This is a genomic window from Kaistia nematophila (assembly GCF_026343855.1).
GTDB classification, from domain to species: domain Bacteria; phylum Pseudomonadota; class Alphaproteobacteria; order Rhizobiales; family Kaistiaceae; genus Kaistia; species Kaistia nematophila.
Map to the genome: position 1 here is coordinate 22,829 of NZ_JAPKNK010000010.1, position 15,593 is coordinate 38,421.

15 protein-coding genes are annotated in these 15,593 nt (G+C 67.5%); 6 read left to right on the forward strand and 9 right to left on the reverse strand.

Translation table 11 applies throughout. The features are described 5' to 3' along the window. Positions 1 to 82 precede the first annotated feature (82 nt). Positions 83 to 1,600 carry an aldehyde dehydrogenase gene (adh, locus tag OSH07_RS19585; RefSeq protein WP_266340374.1) on the reverse strand — a complete coding sequence of 506 codons (1,518 nt, stop codon included), beginning with the start codon at positions 1,598 to 1,600 and terminating at the stop codon, positions 83 to 85. Between the two features lie 152 nt (positions 1,601 to 1,752). Further along, positions 1,753 to 2,718, reverse strand: a complete 966-nt coding sequence (locus OSH07_RS19590; protein ID WP_266340375.1) for a helix-turn-helix domain-containing protein — start codon at positions 2,716 to 2,718, stop codon at positions 1,753 to 1,755. Positions 2,719 to 2,923: 205 nt separating this feature from the next. Here OSH07_RS19590 and OSH07_RS19595 point away from each other — a divergent pair, with 205 nt between their 5' ends. From OSH07_RS19595 to OSH07_RS19615, 5 genes are all read left to right on the forward strand, one after another. Beyond that, the gene (locus OSH07_RS19595) at positions 2,924 to 3,592 is read left to right on the forward strand and encodes a GntR family transcriptional regulator (RefSeq protein ID WP_266340376.1); all 669 of its coding nucleotides are present in this window, start codon (positions 2,924 to 2,926) and stop codon (positions 3,590 to 3,592) included. Positions 3,593 to 3,678: 86 nt separating this feature from the next. After that, positions 3,679 to 4,245, forward strand: coding sequence for a biotin transporter BioY (locus OSH07_RS19600; RefSeq protein ID WP_266340377.1), 567 nt, complete (start codon positions 3,679 to 3,681; stop codon positions 4,243 to 4,245). Between the two features lie 38 nt (positions 4,246 to 4,283). Then, positions 4,284 to 5,258: a biotin synthase BioB gene (gene bioB / locus OSH07_RS19605; RefSeq protein WP_266340554.1), complete on the forward strand. Its 975-nt coding sequence runs from the start codon at positions 4,284 to 4,286 to the stop codon at positions 5,256 to 5,258. After that, complete coding sequence (gene bioD, locus OSH07_RS19610; protein WP_266340378.1) at positions 5,255 to 5,911, forward strand: dethiobiotin synthase; 657 nt, start codon at positions 5,255 to 5,257, stop codon at positions 5,909 to 5,911. Before bioB ends, bioD begins: the two co-directional genes overlap by 4 nt. 242 nt (positions 5,912 to 6,153) lie before the next feature. Continuing rightward, the gene (locus tag OSH07_RS19615) at positions 6,154 to 6,795 is read left to right on the forward strand and encodes a L,D-transpeptidase (RefSeq protein WP_338149895.1); all 642 of its coding nucleotides are present in this window, start codon (positions 6,154 to 6,156) and stop codon (positions 6,793 to 6,795) included. Positions 6,796 to 6,825: 30 nt separating this feature from the next. Here the strand turns inward: OSH07_RS19615 and OSH07_RS19620 are convergent, their stop codons facing one another. Then, positions 6,826 to 7,731 carry a LysR family transcriptional regulator gene (locus OSH07_RS19620; protein ID WP_266340379.1) on the reverse strand — a complete coding sequence of 302 codons (906 nt, stop codon included), beginning with the start codon at positions 7,729 to 7,731 and terminating at the stop codon, positions 6,826 to 6,828. 108 nt (positions 7,732 to 7,839) lie between these two features. On the opposite strand from OSH07_RS19620, the gene OSH07_RS19625 reads away from it, so the two are divergent. Further along, positions 7,840 to 8,868, forward strand: a complete 1,029-nt coding sequence (locus tag OSH07_RS19625; RefSeq protein ID WP_266340380.1) for a zinc-dependent alcohol dehydrogenase family protein — start codon at positions 7,840 to 7,842, stop codon at positions 8,866 to 8,868. Between the two features lie 6 nt (positions 8,869 to 8,874). On the opposite strand, the gene OSH07_RS19630 is transcribed toward OSH07_RS19625, so the two are convergent. The 6 genes from OSH07_RS19630 to OSH07_RS19655 form a co-directional block, all read right to left on the reverse strand. Next, a complete protein-coding gene (locus OSH07_RS19630) occupies positions 8,875 to 9,156 on the reverse strand; it encodes a hypothetical protein (RefSeq protein WP_266340381.1) in 282 nt (93 codons plus the stop codon). A 192-nt stretch (positions 9,157 to 9,348) separates the two neighbouring features. Further along, entirely contained in the window at positions 9,349 to 11,283 is a 1,935-nt protein-coding gene (locus OSH07_RS19635; RefSeq protein ID WP_266340382.1) for a glycoside hydrolase family 127 protein, read from the reverse strand. Between the two features lie 42 nt (positions 11,284 to 11,325). Further along, positions 11,326 to 12,189 (reverse strand): carbohydrate ABC transporter permease, encoded by an 864-nt coding sequence (locus tag OSH07_RS19640; protein WP_266340556.1) that lies wholly within the window; start codon positions 12,187 to 12,189, stop codon positions 11,326 to 11,328. Then, positions 12,189 to 13,136 (reverse strand): carbohydrate ABC transporter permease, encoded by a 948-nt coding sequence (locus tag OSH07_RS19645; RefSeq protein ID WP_266340383.1) that lies wholly within the window; start codon positions 13,134 to 13,136, stop codon positions 12,189 to 12,191. The genes OSH07_RS19640 and OSH07_RS19645 overlap by 1 nt, the downstream gene beginning before the upstream one ends. A gap of 69 nt (positions 13,137 to 13,205) precedes the next feature. After that, positions 13,206 to 14,405, reverse strand: coding sequence for an ABC transporter substrate-binding protein (locus OSH07_RS19650; protein ID WP_420909661.1), 1,200 nt, complete (start codon positions 14,403 to 14,405; stop codon positions 13,206 to 13,208). A gap of 106 nt (positions 14,406 to 14,511) precedes the next feature. Next, entirely contained in the window at positions 14,512 to 15,561 is a 1,050-nt protein-coding gene (locus OSH07_RS19655) for a LacI family DNA-binding transcriptional regulator (RefSeq protein WP_266340385.1), read from the reverse strand. Positions 15,562 to 15,593 lie beyond the last annotated feature (32 nt).

Consider the following 15,593-nt stretch of genomic DNA (forward strand, 5'->3'; position numbering starts at 1 on the left):
TCCGCTACCTTCCGGCCCGATCCCGCAGGAAAAATGCACCGCGCGGAGCGCCCGCGCGGTGCCAGTCTGGGGAGGAGCCGTTCTAGAAGAAGCCGAGCTTCTTCGGCGAGTAGCTGACCAGCATGTTCTTGGTCTGCTGGTAGTGGTCGAGCATCATCTTGTGGTTTTCGCGGCCGATGCCGGACTGCTTGTAGCCGCCGAAGGCCGCGTGGGCCGGGTAGGCGTGGTAGCAATTGGTCCAGACGCGGCCGGCTTGGATGGCGCGACCGAAGCGGTAGGCGCGGTTGCCGTCGCGCGTCCAGACGCCGGCGCCGAGGCCGTAGAGCGTGTCGTTGGCGATCGAGAGCGCCTCGGCGTCGTCCTTGAAGGTGGTGACCGAAACCACCGGCCCGAAGATCTCCTCCTGGAAGATGCGCATCTTGTTGTGGCCGCGGAAGACGGTCGGCTGCACGTAGTAGCCGCCGGCGAGGTCGCCCGGCAGTTCGTTGCGGGCGCCGCCGGCCAGCACCTCAGCGCCTTCCTTCCGGCCGATGTCGAGATAGGAGAGGATCTTCTCCAGTTGCTCGCTGGAGGCCTGCGCGCCGATCATGGTCGAGGGATCGAGCGGGTCGCCCTGCTTTATCGCCGCGACGCGCTTCAGCGCCTTCTCCATGAAACGGTCATAGATCTTCTCGTGGACCAGCGCCCGGCTCGGGCACGTGCAAACCTCGCCCTGGTTCAGCGCGAACATGACGAAGCCCTCGATCGCCTTGTCGAGGAAATCGTCGTCCTCGGCGGCGACGTCGGCGAAGAAGATGTTGGGCGACTTGCCGCCGAGTTCCAGCGTCACCGGAATCAGGTTCTGCGAGGCGTACTGCATGATCAGGCGGCCGGTCGTCGTCTCGCCGGTGAAGGCGATCTTGGCGATGCGCGGGTTGGAGGCGAGCGGCTTGCCCGCCTCGAGGCCGAAGCCGCTGACGACGTTGAGCACGCCGGCGGGCAGGATGCCGTCGATCAGGTCGAGCAGCACCTGGATCGAGGCGGGGGTCTGCTCGGCCGGCTTCAGCACGACGCAATTGCCGGCGGCGAGCGCCGGGGCGAGCTTCCAGACGGCCATCAGGATCGGGAAGTTCCACGGAATGATCTGGCCGACGACGCCGAGCGGCTCGTGGAAGTGATAGGCGACGGTGTCGTGGTCGATCTCGGAGATACCGCCTTCCTGGGCGCGAACGGCGCCGGCGAAGTAGCGGAAATGGTCGATCGCGAGCGGGATGTCGGCGGCGGTCGTCTCTCGGATCGGCTTGCCGTTGTCCCAGGTCTCGGCCAGCGCCAGCGTCGCGAGGTTCTCCTCCATGACGTCGGCGATACGGTTCAGCAGCAGGGCGCGCTCGGCCGGGCTGGTGCGGCCCCAGGCGTCCTTGGCGGCGTGGGCGGCGTCGAGCGCCAGTTCGATGTCGGCGGCCTCCGAACGGGCGATCTCGCAGAGCACGCGGCCGTTGACGGGCGAGGTGTTGTCGAAATAGCGGCCCGATACGGGCGGTACGCGCTTGCCGCCGATATAGTTGTCGTAGCGGGGCGCGAAGGGCGCCTTGGTGGCGCGGGTGAATTCCGGCTTGTTCATGCTGACCTCCCTTGGTCGACGCTGAGTGGGCGTCATGGGAGGGAGTTTGCCCGGCCCGCGGCCGGTGTCAGCCCTGCCGTGTCGCAGGGATCGACGAAACTGTCTCACCCTTGCGACACTGTGCGGCGCAATACCCGGTTGCAGCGCAATATTCAGTGCGGACGTTCGAGCCCGAGCTTGCCGAGCTTGCGATGCAGGGTGGCGCGCGACACGCCCAGCTGGCGGGCCGCCGCCGTCACATTGCCGCCGGAGCGCTGCAGCGCCCGTTCGAGGATGGCCCGTTCGGCGTGGCGGAGCTCGTCGCCGAAGCGTGCCTCGCCGGCGACGTCGCCGAGCGGCAGCGGCTGGCCGATCAGCGCTTCGCGATGGCGATAGGCCTGGCGCGCGGCCCGCGTCGCGCCGACGACGATATCGTCCTTGTCGACGGCGAGCAGGGCGCTTGGCGACCATTCCGGCGTCGGGGCGACGACGATGCGGGCGTCTGGGAAGGCGAGGCGGAAATTCTCAGCCTCGATGCGGCGCGTCGCATCGGTCACCGCCATCGCGACCAGATTGGAGAGATCCTCCGTTTGGTCGTTTCGGCAGGAGGAGACGTCGAGCGCGGCGGCGAGGCGTCCCTCGTGGTCGTAGATCGGCGCGGTGGTGCAGGAGAGCGCCGTGTTGCGGGTGAAGAAATGCTGCTGGCGATGGATGGTCAGCACGCGCTGCTCGACGAGGCAGGTGCCGATGCCGTTGGTGCCCTCGCTCTCCTCGCTCCAGACGCAGCCGGTCCAGAGGCCCCAATCCTCGAAGGTCTCGTCGTCGCCGACGGCGCCGCGCCGCTCGACCGGGATGCCGTCGCGATCGGCGAGCAGCACGCAGCAGCCCATGCCGCCGACGGCGAAATAGAGGCGGTTGAGGCTCGCCTGCGCCGCCCGAAGCAGGGGCTCCATCCGTTGCCGGACGGCTGTCAGCTCGCGATCGCTCAATCGATTGGGGAGGCGCCGCTCGGCCGGGTCGAGCCGGTGCAGGCTGGCGGAGCGCTGCCACGACGCGACCAGCGCCGAGGAAGCCGCCTCGCCCGAGCGGATGGCCGACTGCACCCTGTCGGCATGCAGGCCGATTTCCGGCTTCGACATCGCCTCCTCCCAGATGGCTTGTTGCTGTCGTCGCTTTCCGTGTCTTGTCGCGGCGGGCCCGTTCCTTGTCGGCGGCCGCCCGCATGTTCCCCATAAGATAGCGAGCCACGGCCGTTTCGCAAAACCCGTTACCTTGGCCCGGCCCTGGCCTTTCGCGTGGCTCGCCGCCATCGACAATCCGCGCGCAAGAAATTATCTATAAAACATGAGCAAGCCCAAGGAAGACACGCTGGCGGTGCGGATCAGCCGCGCCCTGGCCGAGCGGATCATTGCCGGCGAGATCGAGCCCGGCGCCCGTCTGCGCCAGGATCATGTCGCCGAGGAGTTCGGCGCCAGCCATGTGCCGGTGCGCGAGGCGTTCCGTCGTCTCGAAGCGCAGGGCCTGGCCGTCAGCGAGCCGCGCCGCGGCGTCCGCGTGGCGTCGTTCAACCTCGCCGAGGTCAAGGAAGTGGCGGAGATGCGCGCTGCGCTCGAAGTGCTGGCGCTGCGCCATGCCGCGCCCAACCTGACCGCCGCCATCCTCGACGAGGCCGAGGCGGCGACCAAGGCGGGCGACGAATCGCGCGATGTCCGCTCCTGGGAGGAGGCAAACCGGCGGTTTCACCGGCTGATCCTGGCGCCTTGCGGCATGCCGCGGCTGCTTGCTTCGATCGACGACCTGCATGCGGCCAGCGCGCGCTTCCTGTTCGCCGCCTGGCGCGCAGACTGGGAGGCGCGCACCGATCACGACCACCGCGCCATCCTGGCCGCCTTGCGCAGCCGGCAGGTCGAGGCGGCCTGTTCGACGCTGGCGGGGCATGTGCAATGGATCGGGCGGCGTCCGGTCTCGGCGTCCGGCGGCCGTACGCGCGACGCCTTCGCTATCGTTGGCTGAGTTTTATAGATAGAGATTGCGCGAATCGATCCGATGTGGATTCAGTTATAGATAGACTGCAATATTATCTATAATTTGGAGTTCACATGACCTCGACCCTCGTTCCCGCCATCCGCCAGGCCCGCAGCCTGTGGCGGCCCGCCGCCGTCGTCGTCGCCGGCATCGCGCTGATCACGCTCTGCGCCAAGATCCATATTCCGTCCTGGCCGGTGCCGATGACGCTGCACACCCTCGCCGTGATGGCGATCGCCATTGCCGCCGGTCCGCGTCTCGCTACGGCGACGTTCTTCGGCTACCTCGCCGTCGGCGCGGCCGGCCTGCCGGTCTTCTCCGATTCCCCGGCGCGCGGCGTCGGCCTCGCTTACATGATGGGGCCGACCGGCGGCTACCTGCTCGGCTATCTCGCCGCCAGCTGGCTCACCGGCGCGCTCGCCGAGGGGCGCAGGACGCTCGGCCGCACCCTCGCCATGCTGGCCGGTCTCGCCGTCACCTATGCCGTCGGCCTGCCGTGGCTGGGGCTGTTCGTGCCGGCCGGGAACATCCTGGCGCTCGGCTTCACGCCCTTCATTCTTGGCGACCTGATCAACATCGCCATGGTCGCGGCCGGCGCCGCGATCCTGCCCGCCCGCTTCATCGGGACGATCGGCCGATGATCGCCGAGCATGGCGTAGTTCCGGTTTCCCCGTCTGCGATGCAGGCGGGGAGGCCGGACCGGCGATGGACCGAGGCGGAGGCGGCGGCGCTCTATGCGCTGCCGTTTCCGGAGCTGATGTTCCGGGCGCAGAGCGCGCATCGCCGGCATTTCGACCCTGCCGCGATCGAGCAGGCGAGCCTGCTCAGCATCAAGACCGGCGGTTGCCCGGAGGATTGCGGCTATTGCTCGCAATCCGCAGCCTATGCCACCGGCGTCAAGGCGACCAAGCTGATGGAGGTCGAGCGCGTCGTCGCCGAGGCGGCGCGCGCCAAGGCGGGCGGTGCGACCCGGTTCTGCATGGGCGCGGCCTGGCGCAGTCCGAAGGACCGCGACATGGACAAGGTCTGCGCGATGATCGCCGGCGTCCGGGCGCTGGGGCTCGAAACCTGCGTGACGCTCGGCATGCTGACGCCGGACCAGGTCGATCGGCTGCGCGAGGCCGGGCTCGACTACTACAACCACAACATCGACACCTCGCGCGAATTCTATCCCGAGATCATCACGACGCGGACGATCGACGATCGTCTCGAAACGCTCGGCCATGTCCGCGATGGCGGCATCAAGGTCTGCTGCGGCGGCATTGTTGGCATGGGCGAGACGATCGCCGACCGGATCGGCATGCTCGTCCTCCTCGCCAATCTCGATCCCCCGCCGGAGAGCGTTCCGATCAACATGTGGAACGAGATCCGGGGAACGCCGGTGCTGGACAAGGGCGAGCCGGTCGAGCCGATCGCCCTGGTGCGGCTGGTGGCGCTTGCCCGCATCCTGATGCCGGAGAGCATCGTCCGCCTGTCGGCGGGGCGGGATTCGATGAGCGACGAGACGCAGTCGCTCTGCTTCCTGGCGGGCGCCAACTCGATCTTCACCGGCGACGTGCTGCTCACCACGGCCAATCCGCAGCGCGACCGCGATGCGGCCCTGCTGGCGAAGCTCGGCATGCGCCCGGCGGCCGTCGCCGCGAGGGCGCGGTGACGCCGCGGCGGATCGTCGTCACCGGCACCGATACCGGCATCGGAAAGACGGTATTCTCGGCCGGTCTCGTCGACCGGCTGGGCGCCGACTACTGGAAACCGGTGCAGGCGGGGCTCGACGGCGAGACGGACAGCGAGACGGTGGCGCGGCTCGCCGGGATCGGCGGCGGGCGCGTGCATGCGGAGGCATACCGCCTGAAGATGCCCGTCTCGCCGCATCGCGCGGCCGCGAGCGAGGGCGTCGCGATCGACGTCGCCGGGCTGGCGCCGCCGCCGACGCTTCGACCGCTCGTCATCGAGGGGGCGGGCGGCGTGCTGGTGCCGCTGACGCCGGCGGCGAGCTTCGCCGACGTTCTGGCGCTCTGGGGCTTTCCCGTCGTGCTGTGCGCGCGGACCTCGCTCGGCACGATCAACCACACGCTGCTGTCGCTGGAGGCGCTCCGCCATCGCGCCGTTCCGCTCTTCGGAGTCGCGTTCGTCGGAGAGGCCGAGCCGGAGACGGAGCAGGCGATCGCCGGGATCGGTCGCGTGCGCATCCTCGGCCGGCTGCCGTGGCTTCCGCAGCTGACGGCCGCGTCGCTGCGCCAATCGTTCCGCCAGGGCTTTGGCGCGCGCTTCGACGTCGGGCCGGGCGGGGAGATGTGTGATGTTTAGGCAACGGTGGCTGCCGATGCGTCCGTGCATGGCTGCGTTGCAGGCCGCCATCACATACGCGCCGCATTCCCTCTGGTAGGAGGCGGGCCAAGGCCCGCGCGTTGCGCCAGGCCATTCCCATCCACTTCCAAGGTTTTCCGTCCGTGTCTTCAGCTCTTTCGCGTCGGTCGTTCCTGACCGGCATGTCCCTTGTCGGCGTTTCGGCGCTTGCCGCCTGCGCGCAAGTGCCGAAGGAGGTCGACGTGGAGACGAGCCTCGCGCCGATGGCGCCGGGCCTGTCGCCCGCCCCGGCGACGGCCGAGCCGGCAGCCGCGACCGCAGCCGCCGAACCGGTCTCCGGCGGCAGCGACTATGCGCGGATGTACGCAGCCGTGACCGATGGCGATTTCAAGCTGCCGGCGATCCGCCACGACGCCGTCGATCCGAAATATCTGCGCCAGCTGGTCGATGATCCGACCGGCGAGCCGCCCGGCACGCTGGTCGTCAACACCAAGGACAAGCATCTCTATCTGGTGCTTAGGGATGGCAAGGCGATGCGCTATGGCGTCGGCCTCGGCCGTCAGGGCTATTCCTGGAAGGGCCGCGCCATCGTGCAGTGGAAGCGCAAGTGGCCGACCTGGACGCCGCCCTCCGCCATGATCGGCCGCAAGCCGGAACTGGAGAAGTGGCGCACCGGCATGCCGCCCGGCCTGCAGAACCCGCTCGGCGCGCGCGCCCTCTACATCTACAAGGATGGCGTCGACACGCTCTATCGCATCCATGGCTCGCCGGAATGGCGCACGATCGGCAAGTCGGCTTCGTCCGGCTGCGTGCGCATGTTCAACCAGGACGTCATCGACCTCTACGACCGCGTGCCGTCGAAGACGACGCTGGTGGTGATCTAGGCCCGGACGCTGCGCGCCGTCATTCGGCCGTCACTTGGCCGTCATCGCCGGCAGGTCGGCGGCGAGGGCGTCGATCGCGATGCGAACCCGCAGCGGCAGCCGCGCCTGCCCCGGCCAGACGGCGTTGATCTGAAACTCCAGCCCCGGCCGTTCGGGCAGGAGCCGTACCAGTTCGCCGGACGCGATCCGGTCGCGGATCAGCCAGCATGGCAGCCAGGCGAGCCCGAATCCGGCGGCGGCGGCATCGGCGATTGCCTCGAGATCGTCGAACCGCATCCGGCCCAGCGGGATGAATTCCTCCAGGGCCTCGTTGTCGCGCGGAAACAGCCAGCTGCGGATCCGATCGCCGCGGCCATAGGCGATGGTGGCATGACCGCCTAGGTCCGCGATCGTCATCGGCCTGCCGTGGGCTTCGAGATAGGCCGGCGCGGCGCAGACGGTCATGCGCTGGCGCGCCAGTCGCCGCGTCAGCAGACCCGGGACTTCCGCGAAGGGTTCGTTGCGGATCGCGAGATCGAAGCCGTCGCCCATCAGGTCGACGGTCCGGTCGCTGAATTGCAGGTCGAGTTCGAGGCCGGGATGCTCGCGAGTCAGCCGTGACAGGATCGGCGCCACGCAGCGCCGCCCGAACAGCACCGGCATCGACACGCGCAGCCGGCCGACGACCTCTTTGCGGCCGGATTCCAGCATGGTTTCGGCGGAGCGCAACGCTTCCAGCGCGCGCGCGGCGTGCTCGTAAAGCGCCTGGCCGTCATCCGTCAGGCTCATGCTGCGCGTGGTGCGATGAAACAATTGGACGCCCAGCCGCTGTTCCAGCCTGGCGATGGTCTTGCCGACCGCGGAGCGGGACAGGCCGAGACGCGCGGCCGCCGTGGCGAAGCTGCCGGATTCGACGGTCTGGACGAAGACGGAGACACCAGTCAGCGGGTCGCTCATGGTCGGTTCTTTGTAGCTATCGTGGAACCAATGACGGGCGATCTTATCGCCACTGGATCTCTTCGTTCAACGCTATCGTCCGCCTCCCGAAACGATCAGGATACGGACATGACCGAAACAATGCAGCGCTGGACCCTCGACGCAGTCGGTCGCGATCACCTGGCGCTGACGCGAGCGCCGATCCCGGAGCCCGGACCCGGCGAGGTGCTGGTGAAGGTCGCGGCCGTGTCGCTCAACTATCGCGACAAGCTGGTGATCGATGGCGCCATGCCTCTGCCGCTCGCCTTCCCGTTCACGCCAGCTTCGGACCTTGCAGGCTCGGTCGTCGCGCTCGGCGAAGGCGCAAAGCGCTTCGAACCTGGACAGCGGGTGATCTCGACCTTCGAGGCGGGCTGGATCGATGGCGCGCCGGAAGGCACGGCCCGCAATCCGCCCTATCGGACGCTGGGCGGCATCCATCCGGGCGTGCTCGCCGAATACGTCGCATTTCCGGAGGATTGGCTCGCGCTGGCGCCCGCCAGCCTCGACGACGCCGAGGCAAGCACCTTGCCGGTCGCCGGCCTGACTGCATGGTCGGCGCTGGTCGAATATGGCCGGCTTCGGGCTGGGCAAACCGTCCTGCTGCAAGGGACTGGCGGTGTATCGCTCTTCGCGCTGCAGATCGCCAAGGCGCATGGCGCCGAGGTGATCGTGACCTCGTCGAGCCCGGACAAGCTCGCCCGCGCCAGGGCGCTCGGCGCGGACCACGGCATCCATCGCCGAGACGATGGCTGGGTGGCGGCCGTGCACGAACTGACGGCCGATCATGGCGCCGACCACATCCTCGAAATGGCCGGAGGCGCCAATCTCGGCCGCTCGGTCGAGGCGGTGGCGGTCCAGGGGCGGATCTCCGTCATCGGCGTGTTCGAGGGCTTCGCCTTCTCGGGACCGATGGGGCCGTTGCTGCGCAAGCAGCCGGTGATCCAGGGAATCAGCGTCGGCCATCGCCGGGCGCTGGAGGATTTCGTCTTGGCCGTCGACCGTGTGGGGCTGAAGCCGGTCATCGACCGACGCTATGGCTTCGCCGAGCTGCCGGCGGCCCTCGATCACCTCGATCGCGGTCCGTTCGGCAAGATCGTCGTCACCCTCGACGGCTGAGGCGCCTCAGCGCTTGCAGTCGGTGGCGAACAGGAAGTTCTTCACCGAGATGTCGCCCTTGACGACGAAATCGAAGGCGCGCGGCCCCCAGAACACCACGTCGCTAGCAAGGCGCTTGGTGTAGTCGCTGTCCTTGCCGATCCGGCCGAGATCGATCGGTCCGTGCGTCGCGCTCGTGCCGTCATCGAGGACAAGCGGCCGCTCGCAGGTCGTGAACGTTAGCTGCACCAGCAGGATGCCGACACCGATCACGCAGTAGAGCAAGGCCAGACGAACGAGAAAGAACACCGCGGATCACCCCTGTGCGACGCAAAGTTTGCCGAGCATAGAGAACTATGCCGGCCGCGCCAGAGCCGGCCCAACTGGCGTCATGCCGGAACGGCCTCGTGACCCGGCGGTTCCTGAAACGAGAGAGGCGCCGCGACCTGTTCGGTCGCGACGCCTGTTTGCCATGGCCCCGCTTGGCCGATATGGCGGAGACTAGCCGCCGCGCAGCCAGACCAGCATTTCGCCGGGCTCGCGGTTGTCCCAGGCGTAGTAGGGGACGGCCTTGATCGGCACGGTCTCGGTCTTCGGCGCGGCGGTGCGGTAGAGATCGCCGTTCCAGTCGCCCGTCGCGTCGGCCTCGGCTTCGGCCGCCAGCGTCACGACGCCTTCGAGCAGGCCCGGCTCGAAATTGGCCGTGAAGCTCGACGGGGCGGGGACGCGGAGGCGGTTCAGCGACAGCGGGTTGTCGATGCCTTCCAGGCAATAGACCAGCGGTCCGCGCTTCAGCGTGACGCGGCCGACGTCCTGGCGGACTTCCGGATGGGCGTGGAGCTGTTCGACCGCGAGGTCGAGATCGAGCTGGACGGTGTCGCCCGCCTTCCATTCGCGTTCGATCCGCGCATAGCCGTCCTCGGTGGCGGCCTTCAGGTCGACGGGCGCGCCATTGACCGAAAGCGTCGCCTTGCGGCACCAGCCGGGGATGCGCAGGTTGAGCGCGAAGCGGGTCGGCTTGGCGACGTCGACGGTGATACCGATCGCGCCATCCCAGGGATAGCGGGTGTCCTGGGTCAGCTTCACCTCGGCGCTGCCGATGTCCAGCGTCGCGGTCGAGTCGCAATAGAGGTGGACGGCGACTTCGCCTTCCGCCTGGCCGTACATGTAGGTGCCGATCGACGCGACCATGCGGCCGATGTTCGGCGGGCAGCACGGGCAGCGGTGCCACTTCCAGCGATTATGGCCGCCGCGGCTTTCGAGCGGGTTCTCGTAGAAGAACAGCGAACCGTCGAGCGACAGGCCGGAGATCGAGCCGTTGTAGAGCGACAGCTCCATGGCGTCGGCATAGCGCGTGTTCGGACCCATGCCGAGCATGCGATTGGCCCAGAAGGCGAGGCCGACGGCGGCGCAGGTCTCGGCATAGGCCGTCTCGTTCGGCAGGTCGTAGTCCGAGGTGAAGCCCTCGTTGTCGGCCGACGGGCCGAGGCCGCCGGTGACGTAGAGCCGTTTCGAGTTCAGATCGTCCCAGAGCCGGTCGAGCGCCTTCTTGAGGTCGTCGTCGCCATACTCGGTCGCGACGTCGGCCATGCCGGCATAGAGATACATGGCGCGGACGGCGTGGCCGACGACCTTGTCCTGCTCGCGCACCGGCTTGTGCGCCTGGTTATATTCATAGTTCTTGAAGTGGTAGTCGGCCGGATCTGCACCGCGCGCCTTTGCCTCTTCGTCGAAATAGTGCGGCTGCTGGCCGCGCTGGTCGACCATGTACTTGGCGAGATCCATGTATTTGTGGTTGCCGGTGACGCGGGCGAGCTTCACCAGCGCCAGTTCCAGCTCCTCATGGCCGCAATAGCCCTTGCGCTGGCCCGGATTGGGGCCGAACACGGTGCCGATATGGTCGGCATAGCGCGACATGACGTCGAGCAGCTTACGCTTGCCGGTCGCCTGGTAATAGGCGACGGCGCCCTCGATCAGGTGGCCGGCGCAGTAGAGTTCATGGCAGTCGCGCAGATTGGTCCAGCGCTTGCCCGGCTCCATGCGCTGGTACCAGCTCGACAGGTAGCCGTCTTCCTGCTGCAGCTTCTCGAACATGTCGATGACGGCGTCGATCTTGGCTTCGAGCGCCGGATTGGGCTTGCGATAGACGCAATAGGCGGCCGTCTCGATCGTCTTGCCGAGATCGGAATCCCAGAACATCTGCATCGTCACCGTGCCGTTCGGATGGAACGGGATGCGCAGCGCCGGCACCGGCCGGTCGGGGTCGATCTGGTCGAGCATGCCGGCCTCGACGCAGCGCTGGTAGAGGATGTCGGCGGTCTTGTCGGCGACGGCGTCGACGCGCGAGCCCCAGAAGCCGCGCACTTCGACCTGGGGAACGGCGGGCGGACGGAAGCGGGCGCGCGGGGCCTCGTCGACGGATGGCAGGGCACTCATGGAAGACTCCTATTCTATCGGAAGCAGGGTTCGGGGGGAGCGCTACTTCACCGCGCCGGCCGTCAGGCCGCGGATGTAGTAGCGCTGCAAGAGCAGGAAGAGGATCAGGCAGGGGATCATCATGACGGTGACGCCCGCCTGCACGGCGCCCCAGTCGACGGCGCCGAAGCGGCCCGACTGCACGGCGGTCATCATGATCGGCAGGGTGAACTTCGCCTGGTCGGTCATCAGCACCAGGGCGGCGAGGAACTCGTTCCAGGTGTTCAGGAAGGCGAAGAGCGCGACCGTCACAACCCCGGGCCAGACCAGCGGCAGCATCACCTTGGTCAGAAGCGCGAAATTGGTGGCGCCGTCGATGCGGGCGGCCTCCTCGATCTCCTTCGGCACCGCGTCGAAGGCGTTGCGCATCATGAAGATCGAGAACGGCATCTGCAGCGTCACATAGACCAGCACCAGCCCGGTCAGCGTGTTCTGCAGCCCGAGCCAGGAGAGGATCAGGAAGATCGGCGTCAGGATCGACTGGAACGGGATCATGATCGTCGACAGGATCAGCACGAAGAACAGGTTCTTGAACGGGAAGCGGAAGCGCGAGAAGCCGTAGCCGGCGAGCAGGCTGATCACCGTCGTCAGCAGCACGCTGGCGACGGCGACGAAGATGCTGTTCTGGGCGGAATGCCAGAGGCCGGCGCCGAAGCTGTCGAGCGTGACGTAGTTCTGGATCGAGAAGCCGGTCGTCGGCCAGGGCGGGATCGGGGGCAGGCGGGCCTCCGCCGGCGGCTTGAAGGTCGACAGGATCGTCCAGACGATCGGCGCCAGGAAGATCAGCGACAGCAGGACGCCGGTGCCGTGCTCGCCGAAGAGGCTCGCGATCGAGCGGTTCGAGGTGGAGCGGGTGGTGGCGGCCATCATGTGCCCTCCGGGTTACGCAGCAGCCGGAGCTGGATGAGGCTGAGGACGACGAGGATGACGAGCAGCACCATGGAGAGCGCCGCGCCGTAGCCGAGTTTGAACGAGACGAAGGACTGGTTGAAAATCCAGTACACCGCCGTGATCGTCGAATTGCGCGGGCCGCCGCGCAGCAGGATGTAGAACTGGTCGAAGGCGAGGATCGAGCCGGCGACCGAGAGGATGAGCGCCAGCGCCAGCGTCCGGCGCATCAGCGGCAGCGTGATGGCGCGGAAGCGCTGCCAGGCATTGGCGCCGTCGATCTTGGCGGCTTCCTGCAATTCGGTCGGGATCGACTGCAGCCCGGTCATCAGGATGACCATGGTGAAGCCGGCCACCTTCCACACAACCATGACGATGATCGACCAGAAGGCCGGATTGAAGGTGGCGATCAGGTTGAACTTCCTGTCCGTCAGGCCGAGCATCTGCGCCGCCGGGCTGAACAGGCCGCTATCGACGTTGAGCAGCCAGGCCCAGAGCAGGCTGGCCGAGGCGAAGCCGACGACCACGGGCATGAAGAAGGCGGTGCGATAGACGCTCGCCATCGGTCGCGGCTTCTCGACGAAGAGCGCCAGCGGGAAGGCGACGGCGAAGATCGCGATGGTGACGATCACCGTGTAGTAGAGCGTGAATTTGAGGGCGTTCCAGAAGCGGACGTCCTTGGTGATGGCGATGTAGTTGTCGAGCCCGATGAAGCGGTGCTGGCCCATCAGCGGCCAGTTGTGCAGCGACATCCAGGCGGTCATGCCGAGCGGGATCACGAAGAACACCGTCACCAGGACGATGGCCGGGGCGATGTAGAGCAGGCCGACCCAGTGGCTGCGGTCGACTTTCGCGCGTCGGCGGACGGGTTGGGTGGGCAGGGCGCCCGCCTTGGCCGGGATCGCCTTGGCCGTGATCGAGGACATGGTGTTTCCTTCGCAAGCGATGCTGGCGGACGGCGAGGGCGCGGCAGCGCCCCCGCCGATCGAGGGGCCTTACTGGCCGGTGCCGGCGTCGATGATGCCCTGCATGGTCTCCTGCGCATTGGCGAGCGCGCCGTCGACGTCGTCGCCGAAGAACACCTCGTTGATCATCTGCGCCCACGGGCCGTTGGCGCTGTTGATGATGTCGTTGAAGACGACGGAGTAGGGGGTCTTGCCCTTGGCCATCGCTTCCGCCGCGATCTGGTAGCGCGGGTCGAGGTCCTTCAGAGCTTCCTTGGCGATGTCGCCGCGGACCGGCAGGCTGCCGCGGCTGGCGAGCAGCGTCTGGCCTTCGAGCGAGTAGGCGTAGTCGAGGAATTCCTTCAGGACGGCCAGCTTCGGCGTGCCCTTGGTGACGACGAAATTGTCGCCGCCGGCGAAGGAGGACCAGCCGCCGTCCTTGCCCGGCAGGAAGGTCACGCCGTAGTCGATGTCCTTGTACTGTGTGTTGAGCGCGCCGATGGCGAAGGCGCCCGACGGCGCGATGCCGACATTGCCGCCGGCGAAGGCGGCGAAGAAGTTGGCGCCCGAATCGGTCTTGGCGCCTTCCGGCACCAGGCCCTTCTCGACCATGCCGCGATAGAGCGCGATCGCGTCGCGCATCTGCGGGCTGTCGAGCGTCGCCTTCGAGCCGTCCTCGCTGAGGATGTCGCCACCCGAGGCCCAGATCAGCGGCGTGAAGGTGAAGATGTTGCAGCCGCCGCAGGCGCCGGAGAAGTAGAAGCCCTTGATGTCGCCGCCCAGCGCCGCGACCTTCTCGGCGTCGGCCGCGATCTCGGCGAAGTTGGTCGGGCCCTTTTCGGGATCGAGGCCGGCCTGCTTGAACAGCTTCTTGTTCCAGATCAGCACGGAGCTGTCGGCCGAGAAGGGCAGGCCGTAGATCTTGTCCTTGTAGGTGCCGGTCTTCACATGCGCGGGCGACAGGTCCTTGAAGTAGGGCAGCGACTTGGCCCAGTCGGTGATGTCCTCGAGCTGGCCGGCCGCGGCGAAGGCCGGGGTGTAGATCAGGTCGAGCGACAGGCCGTCCGGCGCGGTGCCGCCGGCAGCGGAGGTCGCGTATTTCTGAACCAGCTCGGCGTTCGGGATGATGTCGAGCTTGATCTGGTTCTCATGGCTCTTGTTGAAGGCCTCGACGATCTGCGGCATGAAATTGGAGCCGTCGGCGCGGACCCAGATATTGGCCGTCTCGGCCGCCGAGGCGAGCGCCGTCATCGAGAGCAGCGTGGCGGTTGCCGCCAGCAGGCTTGTCAGTCTTTTCATGGTCTTCCCTCCCTGATGTCCCCGATCCAGGCTCCTCCCGGGACCGTGACAGGTAACCCTAGTCGCCCGGCGGACGACCGCATGACTGACGCACCACCAACCGGCACGGCAGTTTTCGAATGCCCGGCTCGACGGGCTTTCCGTCGACGAGCGAAAGCAGTGTGAGGCCGGCCTCGCGGCCAAGCGCCGTCAGGTTCATGTCGACCGTGGTGAGCGGCGGGCGCGTGGCGGCGGCGACGATCTCCCAGTTGTCGAAGCCGATGACGCCGACATCCTCGGGCACGCGCAGTCCCCGTTCGCGCAGCGCGTCGACGACGCCGCGCGCGATCTGGTCGTTGCCGCAGAAGACGGCGTCCGGCTTTTCGCCTGGCGCATCGAAGAGTTCGGCCACTGCCTGATGGCCCCAGCCTTCCGACCATTTGCCCATCAGCACGCGCGGCGGAGCGAGGCCCTGCTCGTCCAGGACGGCCCGATAGGCACGAGCGCGCTGGTGCACCACCTCGAAGGTCTCGGGGCCCGTCACATGCACGATGCGCTTGCGGCCAAGCGCCGCGAAATGCTCGACGGCGAGGCGGGCGCCGCCCTCATCGTCCGAGACGAAGGCGATCGAGTTCGGGTCGGGGTCGGTGAAGGCGTAGATCACCGGAATGCCGAGATTGGAAAGGTCGACCGGCAGATGGCGATCGAGCCGCTTGCCGGAGGCGATGATGCCGTCGACGCGCTTTTCCAGCATGGCATCGACATGCATCTGCCCGAGGCGCGGATCGTCCTCGACATTGCAGAGGAAGACCGAGACGCCATTGTCGAGCAACGCTTCCGATACGCCGGCCATCACCGGCAGCGAGAAGCGGCCATAGGTGTCGTTGGTGAGCAGCCCGACGGTGAAGCTGCGTTGGCGCAGCAGGCTCTGGGCGAGGCCGTTCGGCCGGAAGCCGAGCTGCGATGCCACCGCGCGGATACGCGTCCGCGTCTCGACCGTCATGCGGCCCTGGTCGTTCAGCGCCTTGGAGGCAGTGGCGACGCTGACGCCGGCCGTTTCGGCGACGTCGCGCAACGTCACAGGCCGCCTGCGGGCGGGCTGAATCACGTTGTCGCTGCCGTCGCTCATGCCGTCGTTTCCTCGCCCCGGCCGTCCGTTCG

Excerpts from the sequence above, each read along its gene's own strand:
- adh (WP_266340374.1), bottom strand. The coding sequence starts at position 1,600 with ATGAACAAGCCGGAATTCACCCGCGCCACCAAGGCGCCCTTCGCGCCC.
- OSH07_RS19590 (WP_266340375.1), bottom strand. The coding sequence starts at position 2,718 with ATGTCGAAGCCGGAAATCGGCCTGCATGCCGACAGGGTGCAGTCGGCC.
- OSH07_RS19595 (WP_266340376.1), top strand. The coding sequence starts at position 2,924 with ATGAGCAAGCCCAAGGAAGACACGCTGGCGGTGCGGATCAGCCGCGCC.
- OSH07_RS19600 (WP_266340377.1), top strand. The coding sequence starts at position 3,679 with ATGACCTCGACCCTCGTTCCCGCCATCCGCCAGGCCCGCAGCCTGTGG.
- bioB (WP_266340554.1), top strand. The coding sequence starts at position 4,284 with ATGCAGGCGGGGAGGCCGGACCGGCGATGGACCGAGGCGGAGGCGGCG.
- OSH07_RS19620 (WP_266340379.1), bottom strand. The coding sequence starts at position 7,731 with ATGAGCGACCCGCTGACTGGTGTCTCCGTCTTCGTCCAGACCGTCGAA.
- OSH07_RS19625 (WP_266340380.1), top strand. The coding sequence starts at position 7,840 with ATGACCGAAACAATGCAGCGCTGGACCCTCGACGCAGTCGGTCGCGAT.
- OSH07_RS19635 (WP_266340382.1), bottom strand. The coding sequence starts at position 11,283 with ATGAGTGCCCTGCCATCCGTCGACGAGGCCCCGCGCGCCCGCTTCCGT.
- OSH07_RS19640 (WP_266340556.1), bottom strand. The coding sequence starts at position 12,189 with ATGGCCGCCACCACCCGCTCCACCTCGAACCGCTCGATCGCGAGCCTC.
- OSH07_RS19645 (WP_266340383.1), bottom strand. The coding sequence starts at position 13,136 with ATGTCCTCGATCACGGCCAAGGCGATCCCGGCCAAGGCGGGCGCCCTG.
- OSH07_RS19650 (WP_420909661.1), bottom strand. The coding sequence starts at position 14,405 with ATGACGGCGCTCGCCTCGGCGGCCGAGACGGCCAATATCTGGGTCCGC.
- OSH07_RS19655 (WP_266340385.1), bottom strand. The coding sequence starts at position 15,561 with ATGAGCGACGGCAGCGACAACGTGATTCAGCCCGCCCGCAGGCGGCCT.